The 21057-nt window shown below is 71.6% G+C and carries 22 protein-coding genes; 10 read left to right on the top strand and 12 right to left on the bottom strand.

The annotated features are described in order from the left end of the window. Nucleotides 1-78: 78 nt before the first annotated feature. Nucleotides 79-1044, bottom strand: coding sequence for a methylmalonyl Co-A mutase-associated GTPase MeaB (meaB, locus tag BLW76_RS11285; RefSeq protein ID WP_091306101.1), 966 nt, complete (start codon nt 1042-1044; stop codon nt 79-81). Further along, on the bottom strand, nt 1045-2232 hold the full coding sequence (locus BLW76_RS11280; RefSeq protein ID WP_091319293.1) for an acetyl-CoA C-acetyltransferase: 1188 nt from the start codon (nt 2230-2232) through the stop codon (nt 1045-1047). It lies immediately after the preceding gene. Nucleotides 2233-2369: 137 nt separating this feature from the next. On the opposite strand from BLW76_RS11280, the gene mce reads away from it, so the two are divergent. Beyond that, complete coding sequence (gene mce / locus BLW76_RS11275) at nt 2370-2825, top strand: methylmalonyl-CoA epimerase (protein WP_091306099.1); 456 nt, start codon at nt 2370-2372, stop codon at nt 2823-2825. Nucleotides 2826-3094: 269 nt separating this feature from the next. On the opposite strand, the gene BLW76_RS11270 is transcribed toward mce, so the two are convergent. Together BLW76_RS11270 and BLW76_RS11265 are read right to left on the bottom strand one after the other, a co-directional pair. Then, nucleotides 3095-3667: a TetR/AcrR family transcriptional regulator gene (locus tag BLW76_RS11270; RefSeq protein ID WP_091306098.1), complete on the bottom strand. Its 573-nt coding sequence runs from the start codon at nt 3665-3667 to the stop codon at nt 3095-3097. Nucleotides 3668-3686: 19 nt separating this feature from the next. Then, nucleotides 3687-4055 (bottom strand): SPW repeat domain-containing protein, encoded by a 369-nt coding sequence (locus BLW76_RS11265; RefSeq protein WP_071831581.1) that lies wholly within the window; start codon nt 4053-4055, stop codon nt 3687-3689. Nucleotides 4056-4254: 199 nt separating this feature from the next. Between BLW76_RS11265 and ccrA the strand changes: the two genes are divergently transcribed. From ccrA to BLW76_RS11240, 5 genes are all read left to right on the top strand, one after another. Continuing rightward, nucleotides 4255-5595 (top strand): crotonyl-CoA carboxylase/reductase, encoded by a 1341-nt coding sequence (ccrA, locus tag BLW76_RS11260; RefSeq protein WP_091306096.1) that lies wholly within the window; start codon nt 4255-4257, stop codon nt 5593-5595. 222 nt (nt 5596-5817) lie between these two features. Further along, entirely contained in the window at nt 5818-7038 is a 1221-nt protein-coding gene (locus BLW76_RS11255; RefSeq protein ID WP_091306094.1) for a coiled-coil domain-containing protein, read from the top strand. Nucleotides 7039-7131: 93 nt separating this feature from the next. Then, nucleotides 7132-7584, top strand: a complete 453-nt coding sequence (locus tag BLW76_RS11250; RefSeq protein WP_091306092.1) for a universal stress protein — start codon at nt 7132-7134, stop codon at nt 7582-7584. 1 nt (nt 7585) lies between these two features. Next, a complete protein-coding gene (locus tag BLW76_RS11245; protein ID WP_091306089.1) occupies nt 7586-8701 on the top strand; it encodes an adenylate/guanylate cyclase domain-containing protein in 1116 nt (371 codons plus the stop codon). A gap of 100 nt (nt 8702-8801) precedes the next feature. Next, entirely contained in the window at nt 8802-10586 is a 1785-nt protein-coding gene (locus tag BLW76_RS11240; protein WP_091306087.1) for an SEFIR domain-containing protein, read from the top strand. 1 nt (nt 10587) lies between these two features. On the opposite strand, the gene paaE is transcribed toward BLW76_RS11240, so the two are convergent. The 6 genes from paaE to paaZ form a co-directional block, all read right to left on the bottom strand. Continuing rightward, nucleotides 10588-11640 (bottom strand): 1,2-phenylacetyl-CoA epoxidase subunit PaaE, encoded by a 1053-nt coding sequence (paaE, locus tag BLW76_RS11235; protein ID WP_091306085.1) that lies wholly within the window; start codon nt 11638-11640, stop codon nt 10588-10590. A 1-nt stretch (nt 11641) separates the two neighbouring features. Then, a complete protein-coding gene (gene paaD / locus BLW76_RS11230; RefSeq protein ID WP_091306083.1) occupies nt 11642-12130 on the bottom strand; it encodes a 1,2-phenylacetyl-CoA epoxidase subunit PaaD in 489 nt (162 codons plus the stop codon). Then, the gene (paaC, locus tag BLW76_RS11225; RefSeq protein ID WP_091306081.1) at nt 12124-12981 is read right to left on the bottom strand and encodes a 1,2-phenylacetyl-CoA epoxidase subunit PaaC; all 858 of its coding nucleotides are present in this window, start codon (nt 12979-12981) and stop codon (nt 12124-12126) included. Before paaC ends, paaD begins: the two co-directional genes overlap by 7 nt. Further along, nucleotides 12978-13262, bottom strand: coding sequence for a 1,2-phenylacetyl-CoA epoxidase subunit PaaB (gene paaB / locus BLW76_RS11220; protein ID WP_167384962.1), 285 nt, complete (start codon nt 13260-13262; stop codon nt 12978-12980). The genes paaC and paaB overlap by 4 nt, the downstream gene beginning before the upstream one ends. 68 nt (nt 13263-13330) lie before the next feature. Beyond that, nucleotides 13331-14263 carry a 1,2-phenylacetyl-CoA epoxidase subunit PaaA gene (paaA, locus tag BLW76_RS11215; RefSeq protein WP_091306077.1) on the bottom strand — a complete coding sequence of 311 codons (933 nt, stop codon included), beginning with the start codon at nt 14261-14263 and terminating at the stop codon, nt 13331-13333. After that, the gene (paaZ, locus tag BLW76_RS11210; protein ID WP_091306076.1) at nt 14260-16287 is read right to left on the bottom strand and encodes a phenylacetic acid degradation bifunctional protein PaaZ; all 2028 of its coding nucleotides are present in this window, start codon (nt 16285-16287) and stop codon (nt 14260-14262) included. Before paaZ ends, paaA begins: the two co-directional genes overlap by 4 nt. Nucleotides 16288-16452: 165 nt before the next feature. Here paaZ and paaI point away from each other — a divergent pair, with 165 nt between their 5' ends. Genes paaI through BLW76_RS11195 form a run of 3 tightly spaced genes read left to right on the top strand, consistent with a single transcriptional unit; the run spans nt 16453 to nt 18733 of the window. Continuing rightward, nucleotides 16453-16869, top strand: coding sequence for a hydroxyphenylacetyl-CoA thioesterase PaaI (paaI, locus tag BLW76_RS11205; protein WP_091306075.1), 417 nt, complete (start codon nt 16453-16455; stop codon nt 16867-16869). Further along, complete coding sequence (paaK, locus tag BLW76_RS11200; protein WP_091306074.1) at nt 16866-18143, top strand: phenylacetate--CoA ligase PaaK; 1278 nt, start codon at nt 16866-16868, stop codon at nt 18141-18143. The genes paaI and paaK overlap by 4 nt, the downstream gene beginning before the upstream one ends. After that, nucleotides 18140-18733 carry a TetR/AcrR family transcriptional regulator gene (locus BLW76_RS11195; RefSeq protein ID WP_091306073.1) on the top strand — a complete coding sequence of 198 codons (594 nt, stop codon included), beginning with the start codon at nt 18140-18142 and terminating at the stop codon, nt 18731-18733. The genes paaK and BLW76_RS11195 overlap by 4 nt, the downstream gene beginning before the upstream one ends. Nucleotides 18734-18853: 120 nt before the next feature. Here BLW76_RS11195 and BLW76_RS11190 read toward each other — a convergent pair whose 3' ends face one another. Beyond that, nucleotides 18854-19165 (bottom strand): hypothetical protein, encoded by a 312-nt coding sequence (locus BLW76_RS11190; protein WP_091306072.1) that lies wholly within the window; start codon nt 19163-19165, stop codon nt 18854-18856. A gap of 193 nt (nt 19166-19358) precedes the next feature. On the opposite strand from BLW76_RS11190, the gene BLW76_RS11185 reads away from it, so the two are divergent. Beyond that, nucleotides 19359-20030 carry a TetR/AcrR family transcriptional regulator gene (locus tag BLW76_RS11185; protein ID WP_091319291.1) on the top strand — a complete coding sequence of 224 codons (672 nt, stop codon included), beginning with the start codon at nt 19359-19361 and terminating at the stop codon, nt 20028-20030. Here BLW76_RS11185 and BLW76_RS11180 read toward each other — a convergent pair. After that, the gene (locus BLW76_RS11180) at nt 19951-21000 is read right to left on the bottom strand and encodes an AraC family transcriptional regulator (protein ID WP_091306071.1); all 1050 of its coding nucleotides are present in this window, start codon (nt 20998-21000) and stop codon (nt 19951-19953) included. The genes BLW76_RS11185 and BLW76_RS11180 overlap by 80 nt on opposite strands. Nucleotides 21001-21057: the final 57 nt, after the last annotated feature.

Genomic DNA, 21057 nt, shown 5'->3' with positions numbered 1-21057 from the left:
ACACGGCTCGCGTCGGCCTTCCGGCGCACGGCCGCCGTGAGGTGCCGCCACAGATGGCCAACCGGCGAGCCCGGGGCGCTACCCCCGCAGATCCGCGATCAGTTCTTCGGCCGCGGCGAAGGGATCGAGCTCCCGCGCCACGACCCGCTCGGCGACGCCGGCGAGCCGTCCCCCGCCGCGCAGGTCCACCAGCTCGGCCCGCAGCCGCCGGAGCGCGATGGCCTCGACCTCGTCACGCGCCCGGGCCACCCGGCGCCGGGCCAGCTCGTCGTGCGCCACCAGCCAGTCGTGGTGCGCAGCCAGCGCTTCCACGACCTCGTCGACGCCCTCGCCCTTCGCCGCGACGGTCCGCACGATCGGCTGGCGCCAGCTCGGTCCGCGGATCTCCCGGCGGGCCAAGGAGATCATCTGCTTGAGGTCGTGCACCGTGGCGTCGGCGCCCTCGCGGTCCGCCTTGTTCACGACGAACACGTCGGCGATCTCCAGCACGCCGGCCTTCGCGGCCTGGATGCCGTCACCCATGCCCGGGGCGAGCAGCACCACCGTGGTGTCGGCGAGTTTCACGACGTCCACTTCGGACTGACCGACACCGACGGTCTCGATCAGCACGACGTCGAAGCCGGCCGCGTCGAGCACCCGCACCGCCTGTGGCGTCGCCCACGAGAGCCCGCCGAGGTGTCCGCGGGTGGCCATCGAGCGGATGAACACGCCCGGGTCGGTGGCGTGCTCGGTCATCCGGATCCGGTCGCCGAGCAGTGCCCCGCCCGAAAACGGCGAAGACGGGTCGATGGCGAGCACGCCGACCCGCTTGCCCTCCGCACGCAACGCGGTGAGCAGCGCCGAGGTCGATGTCGACTTGCCGACACCGGGCGGCCCGGTGAGCCCGACGACCCGGGCCCGCCCGGTGTACGGGGTCAGCGCCCGTGCGATCTCGGCGACGCGGGGGTGGGCGTCCTCGACGAGCGACAGCAGCCGCGCGACGGCACGGGCCTGTCCGTCCCGCGCGCGGCCGACGAGGTCGTCGAGGTCGAGTGGTCCGGCCACTTACGCGGACGGCACCCGCAGCAGCAGGGCGTCGCCCTGGCCACCGCCACCGCACAGCGCGGCCGCGCCGAGCCCGCCGCCACGGCGGCGCAGCTCGTGGATCAGGTGCACGGCGAGCCGGGCACCGGAGGCGCCGATCGGGTGGCCGAGGGCGATGGCGCCGCCGTTGACGTTGACCTTCTCCGGGTCGAGGCCGAGCTTCTCGGTCGAGACGAGCCCGACGGCGGCGAAGGCTTCGTTGATCTCGACGAGGTCGAGCGCGTCGGCGGTCAGGTTCGCCTTCGCCAGCGCGGCGAGGATGGCGTTCGACGGCTGCTCGTGCAGGCTCGCGTCGGGCCCGGCGACGACACCGTGCGCGCCGATCTCGGCGAGCGGCGTGATGCCGAGCTCTTCGGCCTTCGCGCGGCTCGCGACGACGACGGCGGCGGCGCCGTCGGAGATCTGCGAGGCCGAGCCGGCGGTGATGGTGCCGTCGGAGGCGAAGGCGGGGCGCAGCTTGGCGAGGCTTTCGGCGGTGGTGTCGGCGCGGACGCCCTCGTCGGTGTCGAAGACGACCGGGTCGCCCTTGCGCTGCGGGATGGAGACCGGCGCGATCTCGTCGGCGAAGTAGCCGTTCTTGATGGCTTCGGCGGCGCGCTGGTGGGAGCGGGCGGAGAACGCGTCCTGCTGCTCGCGGGTCACGCCGTAGCGGGAGTTGTACTTCTCCGTCGAGGCACCCATGGCGACCTGGTCGAAGGCGCAGAAGAGGCCGTCGTGGGCCATGTGGTCGACGAGCGAGGTGTCGCCGTACTTGTAGCCGGAGCGCGACTTGGGCAGCAGGTGCGGTGCCTGGGTCATCGACTCCTGCCCGCCGGCGACGACGAGGTCGAACTCGCCGGCGCGGATGAGCTGGTCCGCGAGCGCGATGGCGTCGAGGCCGGAGAGACAGACCTTGTTGATCGTCAGGGCGGGCACGCCCATCGGGATGCCGGCGGCGACCGCGGCCTGGCGGGCCGGGATCTGCCCGGCGCCGGCGGTCAGCACCTGGCCCATGATCGTGTACTGCACGGCTTCCGGGGAGACCCCGGCGCGCTCGAGGGCCGCCTTGATCGCAACCCCGCCCAGCTGGGCTCCCGTGAAGTCCTTGAGGGAGCCGAGCAGGCGCCCGATCGGCGTACGGGCGGCACCCAGGATCACGGAACCGGACACGGCGTCCTCCAAGCATCGGCGCATGGGCAGTTTTCCCGACCATACCCGGGAGCAGGGCTTCTTGATGGAGCCAGTGTGAGGCGGGGCACGCGACGATTCGGCCTCGACGCGCCCCGCGCGCCCCCTATCCTGCCTCCATGAATGACGCCCTGCGGCCGTTCGTGACGGCCATCGACCACGTCGGCATCGCGGTCCCCGACCTCGACGCGGCCATCGAGTTCCACCGCGCGCACTTCGGCCTGGAGGTCGCGCACGAGGAGGTGAACGAGGAGCAGGGGGTACGCGAGGCGATGCTGCGCGCCCCGGGCACGGCGGGCACGGAGACCCAGATCCAGCTCCTGGCCCCACTCCGCGACGACTCGGCGATCGGCAAGTTCCTGTCCAAGAGCGGCCCCGGCCTGCAGCAGCTGGCGTACCGCGTGTCCGATGTGGACGCGGCGGCGGCGGCCCTGCGCGAAAAGGGCCTGCGCATGCTGTACGAGGAGGCGAAGCGGGGCACATCGAACAGCAGGGTGAACTTCGTCCACCCGAAGGACGCGGGCGGAGTGCTGGTGGAGCTGGTGGAGCCGGCCAAGGACAACGCGGCCCACTGACCCGTTCCGCCGCAACGGTTCGACGCGGAGCCGCACGCCCGTGCCAAGAAACGGGCGCGCGGCCACGGCGAGCCGAGCAGCGCCACGAGGTAGCCCGGCCGCACAGCCCATCGGCCAAGCGGCGGCTCGGGGCCAAGCCAACCCAACGCAGCCTGGCTAAGCCGGCGCAGCCAGCCAACCCAGCGCGGCCCAGCCAGCCCGGCGCAGCCCAGCCAACCCGGCCAACCCGGCGCAACCCGGCGCAACCCGGCCGCCCCAGCGCAGCCCAGCTAAGCCGGCGCGGCCTTCGACGAGAGCGCGTCGGCGATGAACGTCAGCTCGCCGTCGAACTCCGCCGGCAGGTCGTCCTCCGCGTGCCGCGCCGTCGCGTGCCGGTGGCTCACCGCGCGCGCCAGCAGGCCCGATGCCCGATCCACGTCGGCCGTCGGCACTCCGCCGCCTGTTGCCGCCACTATCACCGCTCGGACCTGCCTCACCAGCACCTGGAAGCGCTCGTGCAACGCGTCCCGCACCACGTGGTGCGTGTCCGCCTCGCGCCACAGCAGGTGTGACAGGCCCAGCGACCTGCTGAAGCGGTGGTCCAGCTCGCGGACCAGCCGCCTCAAGCTGCCCGCCAGGTCGCCAGGGACCACCACCACCGCCGGCTCTATGCGCTCGTCCGGGAGGCGCTCGACCAGCGCCGTCAACAGGTCGGACTTGTGGCGGAAGTAGTAGTGCACCAGCCCCTTCGGCACGCCCGCCTGCTCCGCTATGCGGGACGTCGGGGTGGCGTCGAAGCCGGACTCGGCGAAGAGCGCCTCGGCTGCGCAGAGGATGCGCTCCTTCGCCGAATCCTCGGTCATGCCCGTGCCTCCTGTGTCGTCAGTGCTGCCCGGCCGTGCGGTGCGCGGCGTTCGCCACCGGCATCGCGGCCGCGCCGGCGATGACCGTCAGCACCCCGGCGATCCAGGACGTCCAGGACGCGCCGTTGAACTCCGTGTACCCCATCACCCACGGCGCGATGAAGAGCAGCACGCCGAGCGCGATCTGGATGCCTTCGCCGTAGACCATGCCCGGCATCGCCAGCGAAACCAGGCCGTCGAGTGCGATCAGCGCGCCCAGGACGACCATCGTCCACATCGCGGTCGTGTCCGTGCTCAGCCAAAGGGGTGAAAGAGCGGCGACCACCCCGATGACGACCTCGGCCCAGTCATGGGGCCGGGTCCACGCGCGCGTAGAGACTTCACTCATTCGTGCTCACCTCCGTCGGTGAAACTGCTGGTCGGGTGGGTGTACCCGACGTTGATGATCCGCTTGACTGGCCAGCCGGTCAAGGTAACCCGGTCACAGTTCGGCGTGTAATCGTGCTGTCCGTCTCGTACAGTTGTGGGCGCGTGTTACCGGCGAGTAATTTCTGCCGCCAACGCCCCCCATCTCCGCGGAGGAACCGATGACGCAGCTCGGCGAGATCCAGCAGGCCATCCTGACCGGCGAGGCCGCTGCGGTCGGCTCGTTGCCCGTGCCCGAGAGCTACCGCGGGGTCACCGTGCACGCGGACGAGGTCGACATGTTCGAAGGCCTCGAGAGCCGGGACAAGGATCCGCGCAAGTCGCTGCACGTCGACGACGTCCCGGTGCCCGAACTCGGCCCCGGTGAGGCGCTGGTCGCCGTCATGGCGAGCGCCATCAACTACAACACCGTGTGGACGTCGATCTTCGAGCCGATCCCGACGTTCAAGTTCCTCAAGAAGTACGGGAAGCTCTCGCCGCTGGCCAAGCGGCACGACCTGCCGTACCACGTCGTCGGCTCGGACCTGTCCGGCGTCGTGCTGCGGACCGGTGTCGGCGTGCACAACTGGAAGCCCGGCGACGAGGTCGTCGCGCACTGCCTGAACGTCGAGCTCGAGGGCCCCGACGGGCACAACGACACCATGCTCGACACCGAGCAGCGGATCTGGGGCTTCGAGACGAACTTCGGCGGCCTCGCCGAGATCGCGCTGGTCAAGGCCAACCAGCTGATGCCGAAGCCGGACCACCTGACCTGGGAGGAAGCCGCCTCGCCCGGCCTCGTCAACTCCACCGCCTACCGGCAGCTCGTCTCGCGCAACGGCGCGGACATGAAGCAGGGCGACGTCGTCCTGATCTGGGGCGCCTCCGGCGGCCTCGGCTCCTACGCGACGCAGTACGCGCTGAACGGCGGCGCCATCCCGGTGTGCGTCGTGTCGAGCCCGGAGAAGGCGGCGATCTGCCGGAAGCTCGGCGCCGAGCTGATCATCGACCGCAGCGCCGAGGGCTACAAGTTCTGGAAGAACGACGACGAGCAGGACCCGAAGGAGTGGCAGCGCTTCGGGGCGCGGATCCGCGAGCTGACCGGCGGCGAGGACCCGGACATCGTGTTCGAGCACCCCGGCCGGGAGACCTTCGGCGCTTCCGTCTACGCCGCGCGCAAGGGCGGCACGATCGTCACGTGCGCCTCGACGTCCGGGTACATGCACCAGTACGACAACCGCTACCTGTGGATGAACCTGAAGCGGATCATCGGCTCCCACTTCGCCAACTACCGCGAGTCGTGGGAGGCGAACCGGCTGATCGCGAAGGGTCTGATCCACCCGACGCTCTCGAAGACCTACTCCCTGGAAGAGACCGGGCAGGCCGCGCTGGACGTGCACCGCAACGCCCACCAGGGCAAGGTCGGCGTGCTCGCGCTCGCCCCGCAGGAAGGCCTCGGCGTCCGCGACGAAGAGAAGCGCGCGAAGCACATCGAAGGCATCAACGCCTTCCGCGGCGCCTGACACGCGGCGCCTGATCCACAGCGCCTGATCCACAGCGCCTGACCGCGACGGCGGAAGGAACCGGCGGCTCGGTGTCGGGAATCCCCGGAGAACCGGCCGATTCCGCCGGTTCCTTTCGCCGCGGGAGACGGCGCGTTCGGCGCACGGCCCGGGTGCTCACCCGTCCGTGACCGGACTGCGACTACGGTAGGCCCCATGAGCCTTGGCGATGAACGGGAGCTTGTGCCGCTGGGAGCCGGCTTCGACGTGACGAAGCGCGGGTACAGCAAAGCGCAGGTCGACGAGCACCTCGAACGGCTGGACGCCGACCTGAAGATGCTCACCGCCGATCGGGACGCCGCCATCGTGCAGGCCGGCGATCTGGCGCGCCAGCTGGAGATCGCGCGCGGCGAGATCGCGGACCTGCGCGGGCAGGTCGACCGGCTGGCCCAGCCGCCGACGAGCGTCGAAGGCCTGTCCGAACGGCTGCAGCGGATGCTGCGCCTCGCGCAGGACGAGTCCGCCGACACCCGCGCCCGCGCGGAAGCCGAGGCCGGGCACATCCGGGCCAAGGCCGAGACGGACGCCAGCGCCATGCGCGCCCGCTACGAGCAGCTGCTCACCGAGCTCGACCTGCGGCGCAAGGAGATGGAAGCCGAGCACCGCAAGGTCCTCGAAGACGCCCGCGCGCAGGCCAAGAAGATCACCGACGAGGCCGAGGCGGAGCGCAAGCGGCTCGACACCGAGTCGGCCGACCGCCGGACCAAGGTCGAAGAGGACTTCGAGATCGCGATGGCCTCGCGCCGCACCGAGGCGATGCGGGTGCTGGCCGAGCAGGAAGCGGCCAGCAAGGCCGAAGCCGCGCGGCGCGTCCAGGAGGCCACGCAGGACGCCGCCGACATCCGCGCGAAGGTCCTCGAAGAGGAGAAGGCCGCGAAGGCCGACATCGACCGGCGGCAGCGGGAGTCCGTCGCGGAGGCGAACAAGCGCCGTCAGGACTCGATCACCGAGGCCAACGCCCGGCTCGCCGAGGCCGCCGACGAGGCGCGCCGCCGCGTGACGACGGCGACCGAGGAGTCGAACCGGCGGATCACCCAGGCCAACGAGCGGGTCGACGCGCTGCGCAAGGTGCGTGGCGGGCTGGCCGAGCAGGTCCGCGCGGCGCGGGCGGTGCTGGCCGAGGCGCACACCGTCCTCGGCGACGAGGTCAAGGTGCCCGCCGACGTCAAGGCCGACCTGGTGACCGACCAGAAGCCGGACGCCGTCGACGAGACCGAGAAGACGGTCCGGGTCACCGACGTCGAGGAGACGATCCGGATCCGCGCCTCCGACGTGCCGAAGCCGAAGCCCGGGACCAAGCCGGCGGTCAAGCCCGCCCCCACGGCGCCCCCCACGGTGTCCCCCAAAGCGGCGCCGAAGCCGGCACCGCGGGCGAGCGGAGCGCAGAAAGCGACTGGCGAGTAACCTTCCACCCGACACGGGCGCGGACGAGCCTGCGCGGTCGGTACCGACCGGCTATCGTCCCTGCTCACGCGGGATCACCTGGAGGTTTTGCGCATGGGTGCGGCATATCGGACCGTGGTGGTGGGCACGGACGGCTCGGAGTCCTCGTTCGCGGCGGTGGACCGCGCGGCGGCAGTGGCCGGCGACGCGGGCGCCACGCTCGTCATCGCGTGTGCGTACTACCCGGCGAGCCAGTCCGACGTCGAGAAGGCCCAGGACGCCCTCGGCGAGGAGGCGTACCAGGTCGTGGGTTCGGCACCGGCCGAAGACACGCTGCAGTCGGCGCGGGACCGGGCGGCGCGCGCGGGCGCGGAGAAGATCGACACGGTCGCCGTGAAGGGCGACCCGGTCGACTCGCTGCGCAAGGTGGTCAAGGAGCGCGAGGCCGACCTGCTGGTGGTCGGCAACCGCGGGCTGAACACGATCGCCGGCCGGATCCTCGGCTCGGTGCCGTCGGAGGTGGCGCGGAAGTCCGGCGTGGACGTGCTGATCGTCCACACGACCTGACGTGGCCGAGTCGAGCGAGGAACTTCAGCAGCGGCTCGAACGCGTCCTGCTCGGCGGCAGGCGGAAGTACACCCGCCTGGAAGTGGCGGAGAAGGCCGGCGTGCCCGAAGAGCGGTCACGCCGGCTCTGGCGCGCGCTGGGGTTCGCGACCGTGCACGACGACGAGGTCGTCTTCACCGACGCGGACGTCGAGGCCATGCGGACCGCGGACCAGCTGGTGCAGTCGGGGCTGATCGACCCGAGCATCGAGGTGTCGGTGACGCGCGCGCTCGGCCAGCACCTGTCGCGGCTGGCCGAATGGCAGGTCGACATGCTGTGGCAGCTGATCAGGGAGCAGCCGGAGCTTGGCCGCAGCGAGCGCCAGGTGACCCGGCTGGTCGACCGGTTGCTGCCGGAGCTGGAGCAGGTGCAGAACTTCGTCTGGCGCCGGCACCTGGCGGCGTACGCGGGGCGGGCGTTCGCGGCCCCGGACGAGCACCTGGAAACCCGCACCGAGGTCGTCGGGTTCGTGGACATGGTCGGCTACACGAGGCTGACCCGCCAGATCGGCGAGGACGAGCTCAGCCGCGTGCTCGACGCGTTCGAGACGCTGGCCACGGAGGTGATCGCCGAGCACCACGGCCGCGTGGTGAAGATGATCGGCGACGAGGTCCTGTTCGTGGCGGACTCGCCGACCGACGCGGCGGAGATAGCCCTGACGCTGACCGAGCGCACGTCGGCGGACGAGAGCCTGCCGGCGGTCCGCGCGGGCATGGCCTCGGGCCGCATCCTGTCACGCTTCGGCGACGTGTACGGCTCGGTGGTCAACCTCGCGGCCCGGCTGACATCGGTGGCCCGCCCCGGCACGATCCTGGTCGACCGCGAGCTGGCCGCGGAGCTGGCGGAGGAGAAGGCGTACGAGCTGCGCGCCCGCAGACCGGTGACGGTCCGCGGCTACAACCGCCTCCGCCCGGCGGCCCTGCGCCGGGCGGCCGAGGCCCCGACGGGCATGTTCGCAAGTTCCCAGCAACTGGCGGCGGAGATGCTCGGCCTGGCCGACCCGGCGGCCCGGGAAGAGGCGCCGGAGGACCCGGCGGCCGAACCGCGGCCCCGGCGGCGCCGGCGCCGCAAGCTCTGACCGCCGTCCCCCGAGTCGGTAGACTCCTTTCCCTCGCGGGACGAGGTGGGGAGGTACGCGTGGCCGGAGCCGATGCGCTGTACCGGGCGGGTGGCGCGGCGTGACCCGAGCGTTCCTCTCCTACGCCGAGGAGCCGGGCGACCCGTCCCACCAGGAGTCCGTGCTGCGGCTCTGGGAGTTCCTGCGGTCCTGCGGTGTCGACGCCGAGATCGATCTGAGCGAGGCCCACGAGCGCCGGGACCGGGCGTTGTGGGTGGCCGGGCAGATCCGGGAAGCCGACCACGTCCTGGTGATCGCCTCCCCCGCCTACCGCCGCGGAGCCGAGGGCCGCGGGAGCGCGCACGAGGAACGCGGCGTGCAGTGGGAAGCCCGGCTGATCCGCGAGGCGTTCTACGCCGACCGGAACGCGCTGAACCGGTTCGTGCCCGTCCTGCTGCCCGGCCGCGGCCCGGACGACGTGCCGGACTTCCTGGCCCCGGCCACCTCGACGGTGTACACGGTCACGGACTTCACCGTCGAAGGCGCCGAAAAGCTCCTGCGCATGCTGACCAACCAGCCCGAATTCGTCCGGCGGCCGCTGGGTGCGGTTCCGGTGCTGAGCCCGAAGCAGGTCCCGCCGCACGTCCCGCCGCCGCAGCCGCCCCCGGCCGTCCGGAACGTGGTGACCGGCAACGTCAGCGGCGTCGTGATCCAGGTGGGCAACGCCGGATCCGTGACGGTTCCCGCCACGCCGGACATCCGGATCGGCGAAGGGGCCGACCGGTGGACCGAGCGGGCGTTCGAGAACGCCTTCCACCGAGCCGCAGGTCGGCTGGGCCGAGCCGGAGGCCGCCTGGGCGCGCCGGCCGGCCGGGCCTACCCCGCGGGCCCCGGCTTCGTCCAGCACCTCACCGGCGGCGCCGTGATCTGCTCCGTCGCCGGCAAGCGGGCCGTGGTGGTCGCCGGGCCGATCTGGGACGACCTCGCGGCCCTGCCGGGCTTCCCCGCCGGCCCCGGGTTTCCCACCTCGGACCACCTCGATGCCGCCGCCCGCACGGTCGACCTCGACGGCGGAACCTGGCGGATGGGCATCCTGCACCGCGACCCCGCATCACAGCCGGCGCGGTGGCTACCCAAATCCCGGCTGAGCGGGAACGCCCGGGAAGCCCTGCGGCTCCCGGTGGCCGGGCCGGCGGATCTGACGGTGCGCGCCGTCGCCACGCTGCCGTGGCAGTTCGACGACGACGTCGTGATCACCCCTCAGGTCCGCGAGCTGATCGAAGCGGCGCTCCCGGACGCCCCGATCAGCACGCTGCTCCCGGCCTTGTCCCTGCTGCGGCGGGCCCGGACCGCGCCGGCCCGGTGGGAACGGGCGAGCGGACGGGACGCCCGGTACGACTACTCCTTGCGGAACCCGGCCGGCGGGGACACGGCCGTCCGTGCGGTCGCCCGCATCCTGCTTCCTGGCGACCGCACGGCAGCGGTCACGGTTTCCGTCGAGTTCCAGGCGAACTTCGCGGCGTGGGCCTCGGCGCGGCCGGGCCGGAACACCGCCGACCTCCGGATCACGGCGAACGAGATCGTGGCTCTGTGGACGGCGGCGTGGCACACCGCGACCGTCGTGGTGCCCGGCGCGCTCGTCCCCGATCCCGAGCGCGCCACGCTGCTGGCGCCCCCGACGGTGGAACTGCAGGTCAAGGCGGACGGCAGCCTGCCTGCCGTTGCCGACCTCTCGGCGTTCGGCGAGGCGGCGGGGCAGCCGGGCCCGGAGGGTGCGGTGACCGTGGTGGCCCCGATCGGGCTCCGCCGCACCAAGCGGCGCGCCTGGGCCGCTCGCGCGTTGACCCGCCTGGCCCGCGCGTGGGGCTTCGCGGACGCCGACGAGGCCGACGAGCGGCTCGGGTAGCTCAGGCGTCGAAGTCGACCGTGAGCGTCTCCGAGACCGGGTACGACTGGCACGTCAGCACGAATCCCGCGTCGACCTCGGCCTGCTCCAGGGCGAAGTTGCGCCGCAGGTCCACCTTGCCCTCCGTCACGCGAGCCCGGCACGTGCCGCACACTCCGCCCTTGCAGGCGAACGGCAGGTCCGGGCGGAACTTCTGGGCGCCGTCCAGGACCGACGTCGTGCGCGGCAGTGTCATCGGCGTCGAACGGCCGTCCAGGACGACCGACACCTCCGATGACTCGCCCGCCACCTCCGGGTCGAGGTGCTCCAGCGGGGCCGGTGGGGTGTCCACGTAGAACAGTTCCTGATGGATCCGAGACGAAGGCACGTCCAGCGACGCCAGCAGCTCCTGCGCGCCCGACACCATTTCGAACGGGCCGCACAGCCACCAGTGATCCACCGAAGAAACCGGCACCAACGTCGAGAACAGCGTGCGCAGCTTCGGGACGTCCAGGCGGCCCGTGAACAGCTCCGCCTCGCGGGGCTCGCGCGACAGCACGTGGATCAGCTCCAGCCGCGACGGTGCGCTGTCCTTCAGGTCCGCCAGCTCGTCCGCGAACATCACCGTGTCCGTGCGGCGGTTGCCGTACAGCACCGTCACCGTGGCCGTCGACGACTTCAGCAGCGACGACACGATCGACAGCACCGGGGTGATGCCCGAGCCCGCCGCGATCAGGACGTGGTGGCCGCCCGCCGAGAGGTCCGGGGTGAACGAACCCGTGGGCGGGGCGACCTCGATCGTGTCGCCCGGGCGGACCTCGTTGACCAGCCACGACGAGAAGAACCCGTCCGGGACCAGGCGGACGCCCACCCGCGGGGCCGCGCCCGCCGGGGCGCAGATCGAGTACGACCGGCGCTCGTCACGGCCGTCGATCGAGCGCCGCAGCGTCAGGGACTGGCCCGGTTTGAACGCGTACTCCGAGGCCAGCGCCGAAGGCACGTCGAACGTCACCGCGACCGCGTCGTCGCACAGCCGCTCGACCCCGGCCACCTTCAGTGCGTTGAACCGCGCCACCTCAGATCTCCTTGACGTGTTCGAAGGGCTCCTGGCACGCGCGGCAGCGCCGCAGCGCCTTGCACGCCGTCGCGCCGAACCGGGACTGCTCCTCGGTGTCCGCGGAACCGCAATGCGGGCAAGAGACCCGCGACACCGGCGCGGACAGCGTCAGCGGGATCGGGCCCGAGCGCCGCGGCGCCGCACCCGGGGGTGCGATCCCGGCCGCGGCCAGCTTCTGCCGCCCCACCGCCGAAATCCAATCCGACGTCCACGCCGGCGACAGCTGCGTCCGGATCTCGACGTCCGCGTAGCCCGCCGAAACCAGCGCGTGCTCCAGGTCGTCGCGCATGGTGTCCATCGCCGGGCAGCCCGTGTACGTCGGCGTGATCGCGACGACCACGCGGCCCTCGGACTCCGACACCGAGCGCAGCACGCCCAGGTCCGCCAGCGTCAGCATCGGCAGCTCGGGGTCGGTGACCGTGGCGGCCACGGCCGCGGCGGTCACCATTTCGCGTCCGGCATGGCCCGGGCGACGCTCTGCAGCTCCGCCAGCAGGAACCCGAACGACTCGGTGTGGACGCCGTCGCGGCCCGTCCGGCCCGACACGCCGGCCAGCTCACCGGACGAAGGCCGCACCAGCGTCGCCGCCGTGAGAGCCTGGTCCAGCACCGCGTCGAACTCCGGGCGCAGCGAAGCCGCGTCGACGAACTCCACCGGGTGCGTCCGGAACAGCTCCCCCACGTACGGCCAGACCTCGTCCAAGCCCTCCTGCATGCGCGAGTGCGACAGCGGTGTCCCGTCGCCGAGGCGGACCAGCCACTGGGCCGCGTAGTCGCGGTGGTAGGTCAGCTCCTTGACGCCCTTGTCCGCGATGGCCGCCAGCACCGGGTCCACCGAAGATTCCAGCCGCTGGAACAGCGCCAGCCGCCACGTCGAGTACACGAACAGGCGCGCGATCAGGTGCCCGAAGTGGCCGCCGCCCAGCTCCGCGAGGCGGACGTTGCGAAACTCGTGCTCGGCGCGGAAGAACGCCAGCGAGTCCTCCGTGCGCGCGGAGCCGTCGGCCTTGCCGGCGCGGGCCAGCAGCAGCCGTGCCTGGCCCAGCAGGTCGAGGGCGATGTTCGCGATGGCGACCTCGTCCTCCAGCTCGGGGGCGTTGGTGCACCACTCCTGGAGCCGGTGGGAGAAGATCAGCGCGTCGTCGCCCAGCATCAGGCAGTAGGCCGCCAGGGCGGCGGCGTCGACCCCGGACGGCACCGAAGTGTCCACTCCGGACAGTGGGTCCTCGAAGCCGGTGCCGAACGCCCAGCGGGCGTCGTTCTCCTCGGTGATGGCCTCGTACACGTTGTCGAAACTCATATGTGCGGCACCTCCTCGGGGATGTCGTAGAACGTCGGGTGCCGGTAGACCTTGTCGCCGCTGGGCGCGAAGAACGGGTCCTTCTCGTCCGGCGACGACGCCGTGATGTCGGCCGCGCGCACGACCCAGATCGACACGCCTTCGTTGCGCCGCGTGTAGAGGTCGCGGGCGTGGTGCAGGGCCATCTGGTCGTCGGCCGCGTGCAGCGAGCCGACGTGCACGTGGTTCAGGCCGCGCTTGCCGCGGACGAACACCTCGTACAGCGGCCAGTCGTGCTTCACCGGGCCCGGCGCGGCGGGGACGCCTTCGAGCGGGACGGCGCCGTGGCCGCCTTCGGCCGTCAGGTCGGTCACTTGTGCTCCTTCTTCGCTGCGTGTGCGACGGCGGCTTCTCGCACCCACGCGCCGTCTTCATGGGCCCGACGCCGGTGCGCGATCCGCTGCGCGTTGCACGGGCCGTTGCCCTTCAGCACGTTCTTGAACTCGTCCCAGTCGACCGCGCCGAAGTCGTAGTGGCCACGCTCGGGATTCCAGCGCAGCTCCGGGTCCGGGAAGGTGACCCCCAGCGCCGAAGCCTGCGGCACCGACATGTCCACGAACCGCTGCCGCAGCTCGTCGTTGGTGTGCCGCTTGACCTTCCACGCCATGGACTGCGCGGTGTTCGGCGAATCGGCGTCCGGCGGCCCGAACATCATCAGCGACGGCCACCACCAGCGGTTCACGGCCTCCTGGACCATCTCCCGCTGCTGGTCGGTGCCCTTCATCATGGTCATCAGCAGCTCGTAGCCCTGCCGCTGGTGGAAGGACTCCTCCTTGCAGATCCGGATCATCGCCCGCGCGTACGGCCCGTACGAAGACCGGCACAGCGGCACCTGGTTGCAGATCGCCGCGCCGTCGACCAGCCAGCCGATCACGCCGACGTCGGCGAAGGTCAGCGTCGGGTAGTTGAAGATCGACGAGTACTTCTGCCTGCCGTTGATGAGCTTGTCGGTGAGGTCCGCCCGGTCCGCGCCCAGCGTCGCCGCCGCCGAGTACAGGTAGAGGCCGTGGCCGGCTTCGTCCTGCACCTTGGCCAGCAGGATCGCCTTGCGCCGCAGCGACGGCGCCCGCGTGATCCAGTTGCCCTCCGGCTGCATGCCGATGATCTCCGAGTGCGCGTGCTGCGCGATCTGCCGGATCATCGTCTTGCGGTAGCCGTCGGGCACCCAGTCGCGCGGCTCGATCCGCTGGTCGCGCTCGATCGTGTGCTCGAACTGCTCTTCGAGCGAAACAGTGGCTGTCACGGCTGCTCCTTCGACACCAGGGTCAGGACGTCGTACTTCGCCACGGACTCGCCCTCGGCGTTGGTGACGTCGGCGTCCCAGCGGACCTCGCCGTAGTCCTGGTCGATCCGCGGGGTGATCTGCTTCGCGGTGAGCGTCACGGTCAGCGAGTCGCCGACCTTGACCGGCGTGAGGAACCGGAGGTTCTCCAGGCCGTAGTTGGCCAGCACCGGACCGGGCTCGGGCGAGACGAACAGGCCCGCGGCGAACGAGACGACCAGGTAGCCGTGCGCGACGATCCCGCCGAAGAGCGGGTTCGCGGCCGCCGCCTCGGGGTCGGTGTGCGCGTAGAACGTGTCGCCGGTGAACTCGGCGAAGTGGTCGACGTCCTCCTGGGAGACGACCCGCGGCCCGGCCACCACCGAGTCGCCGATGCGCAGCTCGGCCAGGGACTTGCGGAACGGGTGGACGCCTTCGGTGCGCGGCGCGCCGGCCACCCAGCGGCCGGTCACCGCGGAGAGCACGGCGGGCGAGCCCTGCACGGCCGTGCGCTGCATGTGGTGCAGCACGCCGCGGACGCCGCCCATCTCCTCGCCGCCGCCCGCGCGGCCCGGGCCGCCGTGGACCAGCTGCGGCATCGGCGAACCGTGCCCGGTGGACTCCTTCGCGTCTTCGGCGTCGAGCACCAGCAGGCGGCCGTGGAACGGCGCCGCGCCGAGCACGACCGCGCGCACGAACTCCTTGTCCGCCGACACGACGGACCCGGCCAGGCTGCCGCCGCCGCGCGCGGCGAACTCGACGACCTGCTCGGTGGACGTGTACGGCATCAGCGTCGAGACCGGGCCGAACGCCTCGACCTCGTGCGGCTCGGAACGCTCGGGGTCGGCCTTGAGCAGGACCGGCGAGATGAAGGCGCCACGCTCGGCGTCGGCGTCGACCACGGTGACATTTTCCGGGTCGCCGAACACGACGCTCCCGGCGTCCAGCAGCGCCTTCAGCGACCGCCGGACCTCCTCGCGCTGCTCCAGGCTGGCCAGCGCGCCCATCCGGACGCCTTCGGACGCCGGGTTGCCGACGGTCACCTTCGCGAGCCGCTCGGACGCGGCGGAAGCGACGTCGTCGAGCAGCTCGGCGGGCACGAACGCGCGGCGGATCGCGGTGCACTTCTGGCCGGCCTTGACCGTCATCTCGGTGACGAGCTGCTTGACGAACAGGTCGAACTCCGTGGTCCCGCGCACGGCGTCCGGGCCGAGGATCGAGCAGTTCAGCGAGTCGGCCTCGGCGTTGAAGCGGACGGCGTTGCGGATGATCACCGGGTGCGCCCGCAGCTTCTGGGCGGTCGACGCCGAGCCGGTGAACGACACGAGGTCCTGCGCGGTGACGTGGTCGAGGAGGTCGCCGGCGCTGCCGGCCACGAACTGCAGCGAGCCCTCGGGCAGGATCCCGGACTCGATGATCAGCTCGACCACGCGGGCGGTCAGGTAGGCGGTCTGGCTGGCCGGCTTGACCAGGCTCGGGACGCCGGCGAGGAACGCGGGCGCGAACTTCTCCAGCGGCCCCCAGACCGGGAAGTTGAAGGCGTTGATCTGGACGGCGACGCCCCGCAGCGGCGTCGCGATGTGCTGGGCGACGAACGTGCCGCCGCGGCTGAGCGGTTCGACGTTGCCCTCGACGTAGACGGTGTCGTTCGGCAGCTCGCGCTTGCCCTTGGAGGCGTAGCTGAACAGCACGCCGATGCCGCCGTCGATGTCGAACTTGGAGTCACCGAGGGTGGCGCCGGTGCGCGCGGAGAGTGCGTACAGCTCGTCGCGGTGCTCGCGCAGGTGGGACGCCAGGGCCTTGAGCAGCGCCGCACGCTGGTGGAACGTCAGCTCCCGCAGGGCCGGGCCGCCGACCGTGCGGCCGTACTCGAGGGCGGCCGCGAAGTCGACCCCGTTCGACGAGATCCGGGCGACCTCCTCGCCGGTGGCCGCGTCGTGCAGCGGGACGCCCTCGTCCGCCGCCGTGTGCCAGCTCCCGGAGACGTAGCTGCGCAGCAATGCCATCAGGTCCCTCTCGCCGAATTACCTACCGGACGTTCAGTTAATCGCATGGTAGCCGCCGACGCCGAAGATCGGAAGGCCACGCGCTTGACACCGGCCCCGGCCGCTGCCTTTACTGAGCGGCACCGCGAGGTGACCGTCCATTCGGTAAGTCCGTTCGGAGAGTGCATGACCAACGCCGCGCACACCATGTTCGCCGCCGACGAGGCGTCGCGCGCGCTGGGCATCGAGCTGGTCGAAGCGAGCGACGGCCACGCCGTCGCGACCATGACGATCACGCGCGCGATGGTCAACGGCCACGACATCGCCCACGGCGGCTACGTCTTCCTGCTCGCCGACACGACCTTCGCCTGCGCCTGCAACACCCACGGCCCGGTGACGGTCGCGGCGGGCGCCGAAATCTCCTTCGTCGCGGCCGGCCGGCTCGGCGACCACCTCGTCGCGACGGCCACCGAGCGCACCCGCTACGGCCGCAACGGCATCTACGACGTCACAGTGCACCGGGAAACCCCCGGCGGGCCCGAGGTCGTCGCCGAATTCCGCGGCCGCAGCCGCGTCCTCTCCGCGAAACGGGACCGAGCATGATCGAGACGGACATCAGCGCGGACGAGCTGGCCGCCCTCCAGCTGGAACGTCTGCAGTGGACACTGCGGCACGCCTACGCGAACGTCCCCGCGTACACGCGCAAGTTCGACGAAGCCGGCGTCCACCCGGACGATTGCAAGGAACTGGCCGACCTGGCCAAGTTCCCGTTCACCACCAAGCAGGACCTGCGCGAGAACTACCCGTTCGGGATGTTCGCCGTGCCGCAGGAGGACGTCCGGCGCATCCACGCCTCCAGCGGCACCACCGGCAAGGCCACCGTCGTCGGGTACACCGAGCAGGACATCGACACCTGGGCGACGGTGATGGCCCGTTCGATCCACGCCGCGGGCGGCCGGCCGGGGCACAAGGTGCACGTCGCCTACGGCTACGGCCTGTTCACCGGCGGGCTCGGCGCGCACTACGGCGCGGAGAAGCTGGGCTGCACGGTGATCCCCGCGTCGGGCGGGATGACCGCGCGGCAGGTGCAGCTGATCACCGACTTCCGGCCCGAGATCATCATGGTGACGCCGTCGTACATGCTGACACTGCTCGACGAGTTCGAGCGCCAGGGCGTCGACCCGCGTGCCAGCTCGCTCAAGGTGGGCATCTTCGGCGCCGAGCCGTGGACCGAGCAGATGCGCGCGGAGATCGAGGAGCGGTTCGCGCTCGACGCCGTCGACATCTACGGGCTGTCGGAGGTGATGGGGCCGGGTGTCGCGCAGGAGTGCGTCGAGACGAAGGACGGCCTGCACATCTGGGAGGACCACTTCTACCCCGAGGTGATCGACCCGTACTCGGAGGAGGTCCTGGGCAGCGGGGAAACCGGTGAGCTGCTGTTCACGTCGCTGACCAAGCAGGCACTGCCGATCATCCGCTACCGCACCCGCGACCTGACGGAGCTGAACCCGGGGACCGCGCGGCCGGCGTTCCGGCGGATGGCCAAGGTGACCGGGCGCACCGACGACCTCATCATCCTGCGCGGGGTCAACGTCTTCCCGACGCAGATCGAGGAGATCGTGCTGCGGACGCCCGCGCTGAGCCCGCACTTCCAGCTCGTCCGGTCCACGCGCGGGCGGCTCGACCACCTGACCGTGCGGGTGGAGGCGCGGCACGACGCTTCACCGGACGACCGGGCGCGGGCGGCTGACGCGCTGGTCGCCGGGGTCAAGGACGGCGTCGGCGTGACGGTGTCGGCGGACGTCGTCGACCCGGACACCCTGGAGCGGTCCATGGGCAAGATGCGGCGGATCGTCGACCAGCGGGAGAAGCCGTGACGACCCCGCGGCGCGGGCGGCCCGGCTACGACCTGGAGTCCCTGCTGCAGGTGGCGGTGAAGCTGTTCAACGAGCGCGGCTACGACGGCACGAGCATGGAGGACCTCTCCCGCAAGCTCGGCATCACGAAGTCGGCGATCTACCACCACGTGCCGAGCAAGGAGGAACTGCTGCGGCTGGCGGTGGACCGGGCGCTGGACGGGCTGTTCGAGGTGGCCGCTTCGACCGATCAGCTGGACGGGCGGGCGATCGACCGGCTGGAGCACCTGGTGCGCGGCAGCGTGCTGGTGCTGGCGGACCGACTGCCGTTCGTGACGTTGCTGCTGCGCGTGCGGGGGAACACGAAGGTGGAGCGCGCGGCACTGGCCCGCCGGCGCGAGTTCGACCGCCTGGTGACGGACCTGGTGAAGCAGGCCGAAGCGGAGGGCGACATCCGCCCGGACGTCGACCCGGCGGTGACGGCGCGCCTGGTGTTCGGCATGGTGAACTCGCTGATCGAGTGGTACAAGCCGCGGCGCGGCTCGGCGGCGGCCGAAGTGGCGGACGCGGTGTGCAAGGTGGCCTTCGAGGGACTGCGCACCGGGTCGTGAGCCGGAACCCAAGCGCCCCAATGTGGCGTTCGGTGCGCTCAACGCACCCAATGTGGCGTTCGGTGCGTTGGACGCAACCAACGCCACATTGGGGCGCTTGAGGGTGGGCCGTGAGCGGGGTCAGTCGTCCGCGTTCTGCGGGGGCCGGCCGGCCTGCCACAGCAACGCTTCGCGCAGCTGGCCGATCAACCGCTCGTCGTCCGCTTCGGACGGGTCGACGCCCAGCGGGATCCAGCGCTCCGACACCTTCTCGCCCCGGTCGTAACTGGAAATCACGATTCCCGAGTACGACAACGATGCTTCGTCCGCGCAGTCGCCGTCCGGTGACGGTTCGTCCGCTTCGAAGCCTTCGTCGAAGCTGACGTGGCGATGCTGCAGGCGGACGCTCACCCAGCGTCCCGCCGGCCGGATCGGCGCGCCTTCTTCGTTCATCTGCTCCTACCCCCGGTCCGGGCCCCCTGCCGTCTCGTCGCATCCGGCGCCCGCGGAGTTACCGGCGGGTTGTTCCGGTTGCGTAACGACAAAGGTTGACGCGAAACACCGCCTGCCCGCCACCGGAGTCACTCTTTTGACGATGGGTCAACTACTTGTTGACAGCGTGCCGATCCGCCACGAGGCTGAGCTCATGACCAGTGGGACCCGGCCCCGGCGCCGCCGGCTCGAACCCGCCGAACGGCGTGCGGAGATCCTCGCCGCCGCCCGGCACCTCTTCGGCGCGGGCAGCTACGCCTCGGTGTCCACTTCGGACATCGCCGAGGCCGCCGGGGTGGCACGGCCGCTGATCAACCACTACTTCGGCGGGAAGCGCGAGCTGTACCTGGAAGTCGTGCGGCAGCTGATGATCGTGCCCGCGCCGGTCACCGAAGCGCTGCCGGACACCACGATGGAGCAGCGGCTGTCGATCGGCGTCGAACGCTGGATCGAGGTCGTGGACCGCAACCGCGACGCCTGGCTGACCGTGATCGGGCCGGAGGCGGCCGGGCGCGACCCCGAGATCGAGCGGATCATGCTGGAGGCCGACGAGATCGCCGCCGACCGGGTCCTCGAGGCCGCGCTGATGACCGGCGTGACCGAGGGCCGCGAAGAGCTGCGCGCGATGATCCGGTCGTTCGGCGGGATGCTGCGCGCGGCGTCGCGGGAGTGGCTGATCCGCGGCACGCTCGACCGCGCGGCGCTGCGCACCTTCCTCACCGATTCGATCCTCAACCTGCTGAAGATCACCTACCCGGCGGTGCTTGCCGAGCGGCGCGGAAGCGACGGGCGAACGCCGCCGGCGTCAGCCCGGTCCAGCGCTTGAACGCGTGGATGAAGCTCGACGCCTCGGCGTACCCGAGCCGGTAGGCCACGTCCTCGACCGACAGCACGCCGGTGTCCAGCAGCTCTTCGGCGAGCGTCTGGCGGACCTCGTCGACCAGCGCCCGGTAGCTCGTGCCCGCTTCGGTCAGGCGGCGGCGCAGCGTGCGCGTGCTGAGCGTCAGCTGCCGGGCGATCTCGTCCATCCCGGCGTCGACGCCGCCGAGCCGGACCAGCCGCTCGCGGACCTGCTGGGAAATGCCCGAGCGCTCCCTCCGCCGCGTGACGAGCGCTTCGCACTGCGCGGCGCACAGGGCGACGGTCTGGTCGTTGGCCTGCGGCAGCGGCCGGTTGAGCAGCGCCGGGTCGAGCGTCGCCCGGCAGGCGCCGGCGCCGAAGCGCGGCAGCACGCCGAACGCGGCCAGGTACGGCTCCGGGGTGGCCGTTTCGTGGCGGAACGTCAGCTCGTCCAGCGCGATCTCGGGCAGCAGGTCGCGCATGACGGCGAAGATCGCGGCGAGGTCGCGCAGCACGAGGAAGCGGGCGACGTCGGCGGGCACGCGGCTGTCGTCGAGTTCCAGCGTCAGCCGGTCGGTGCCGAGGACGACGTGCGGGATGCAGAACGCGAAGCTCAGGTCGAAGTAGCGGAGGGCGAACAGCATCGCGTCGCGCAATGTCGGGCTGCTGATGCAGGCGAAGCCGAAGATGCCGAACGTGGTGACCCGGTAGCGGCGGCCCAGCTCCAGCGCCGCCGCGTCCGAGCCGTCCAGCGCGGCCAGCGCCCGGACGACGGCCAGTTCCTGGCGCGCGTCGACCTGGACGCCCGGGTCGGCGAGGAGCTCCGGGGTCAGCGTGGTTTCGGCGAGCAGCCCGGGCAGGCCGCGCTCGGCGGCGAACCGGGTCATCAGCTCGATGCTCGCGGTGCCGCGGGGGAAGTCCCAGTCCCCGACGGCGGGCGCGGCGAGCTCGGCCATGGCCGGAATTCTGGATCACGGGGGAAGAACGTGTCCAATCGAGGACCGGAACTGTCC

Source organism: Amycolatopsis tolypomycina (assembly GCF_900105945.1).
In the GTDB taxonomy this organism is placed as follows: domain Bacteria; phylum Actinomycetota; class Actinomycetes; order Mycobacteriales; family Pseudonocardiaceae; genus Amycolatopsis; species Amycolatopsis tolypomycina.
This window is presented reverse-complemented; position numbering and strand designations above follow the sequence as displayed.

Coding starts and splice junctions, on each gene's coding strand:
- mce (WP_091306099.1), top strand. CDS start 2,370: ATGAATGACGCCCTGCGGCCGTTCGTGACGGCCATCGACCACGTCGGC.
- BLW76_RS11270 (WP_091306098.1), bottom strand. CDS start 3,667: ATGACCGAGGATTCGGCGAAGGAGCGCATCCTCTGCGCAGCCGAGGCG.
- BLW76_RS11265 (WP_071831581.1), bottom strand. CDS start 4,055: ATGAGTGAAGTCTCTACGCGCGCGTGGACCCGGCCCCATGACTGGGCC.
- ccrA (WP_091306096.1), top strand. CDS start 4,255: ATGACGCAGCTCGGCGAGATCCAGCAGGCCATCCTGACCGGCGAGGCC.
- BLW76_RS11250 (WP_091306092.1), top strand. CDS start 7,132: ATGGGTGCGGCATATCGGACCGTGGTGGTGGGCACGGACGGCTCGGAG.
- paaD (WP_091306083.1), bottom strand. CDS start 12,130: ATGGTGACCGCCGCGGCCGTGGCCGCCACGGTCACCGACCCCGAGCTG.
- paaC (WP_091306081.1), bottom strand. CDS start 12,981: ATGAGTTTCGACAACGTGTACGAGGCCATCACCGAGGAGAACGACGCC.
- paaZ (WP_091306076.1), bottom strand. CDS start 16,287: ATGGCATTGCTGCGCAGCTACGTCTCCGGGAGCTGGCACACGGCGGCG.
- paaI (WP_091306075.1), top strand. CDS start 16,453: ATGACCAACGCCGCGCACACCATGTTCGCCGCCGACGAGGCGTCGCGC.
- paaK (WP_091306074.1), top strand. CDS start 16,866: ATGATCGAGACGGACATCAGCGCGGACGAGCTGGCCGCCCTCCAGCTG.
- BLW76_RS11190 (WP_091306072.1), bottom strand. CDS start 19,165: ATGAACGAAGAAGGCGCGCCGATCCGGCCGGCGGGACGCTGGGTGAGC.
- BLW76_RS11185 (WP_091319291.1), top strand. CDS start 19,359: ATGACCAGTGGGACCCGGCCCCGGCGCCGCCGGCTCGAACCCGCCGAA.
- BLW76_RS11180 (WP_091306071.1), bottom strand. CDS start 21,000: ATGGCCGAGCTCGCCGCGCCCGCCGTCGGGGACTGGGACTTCCCCCGC.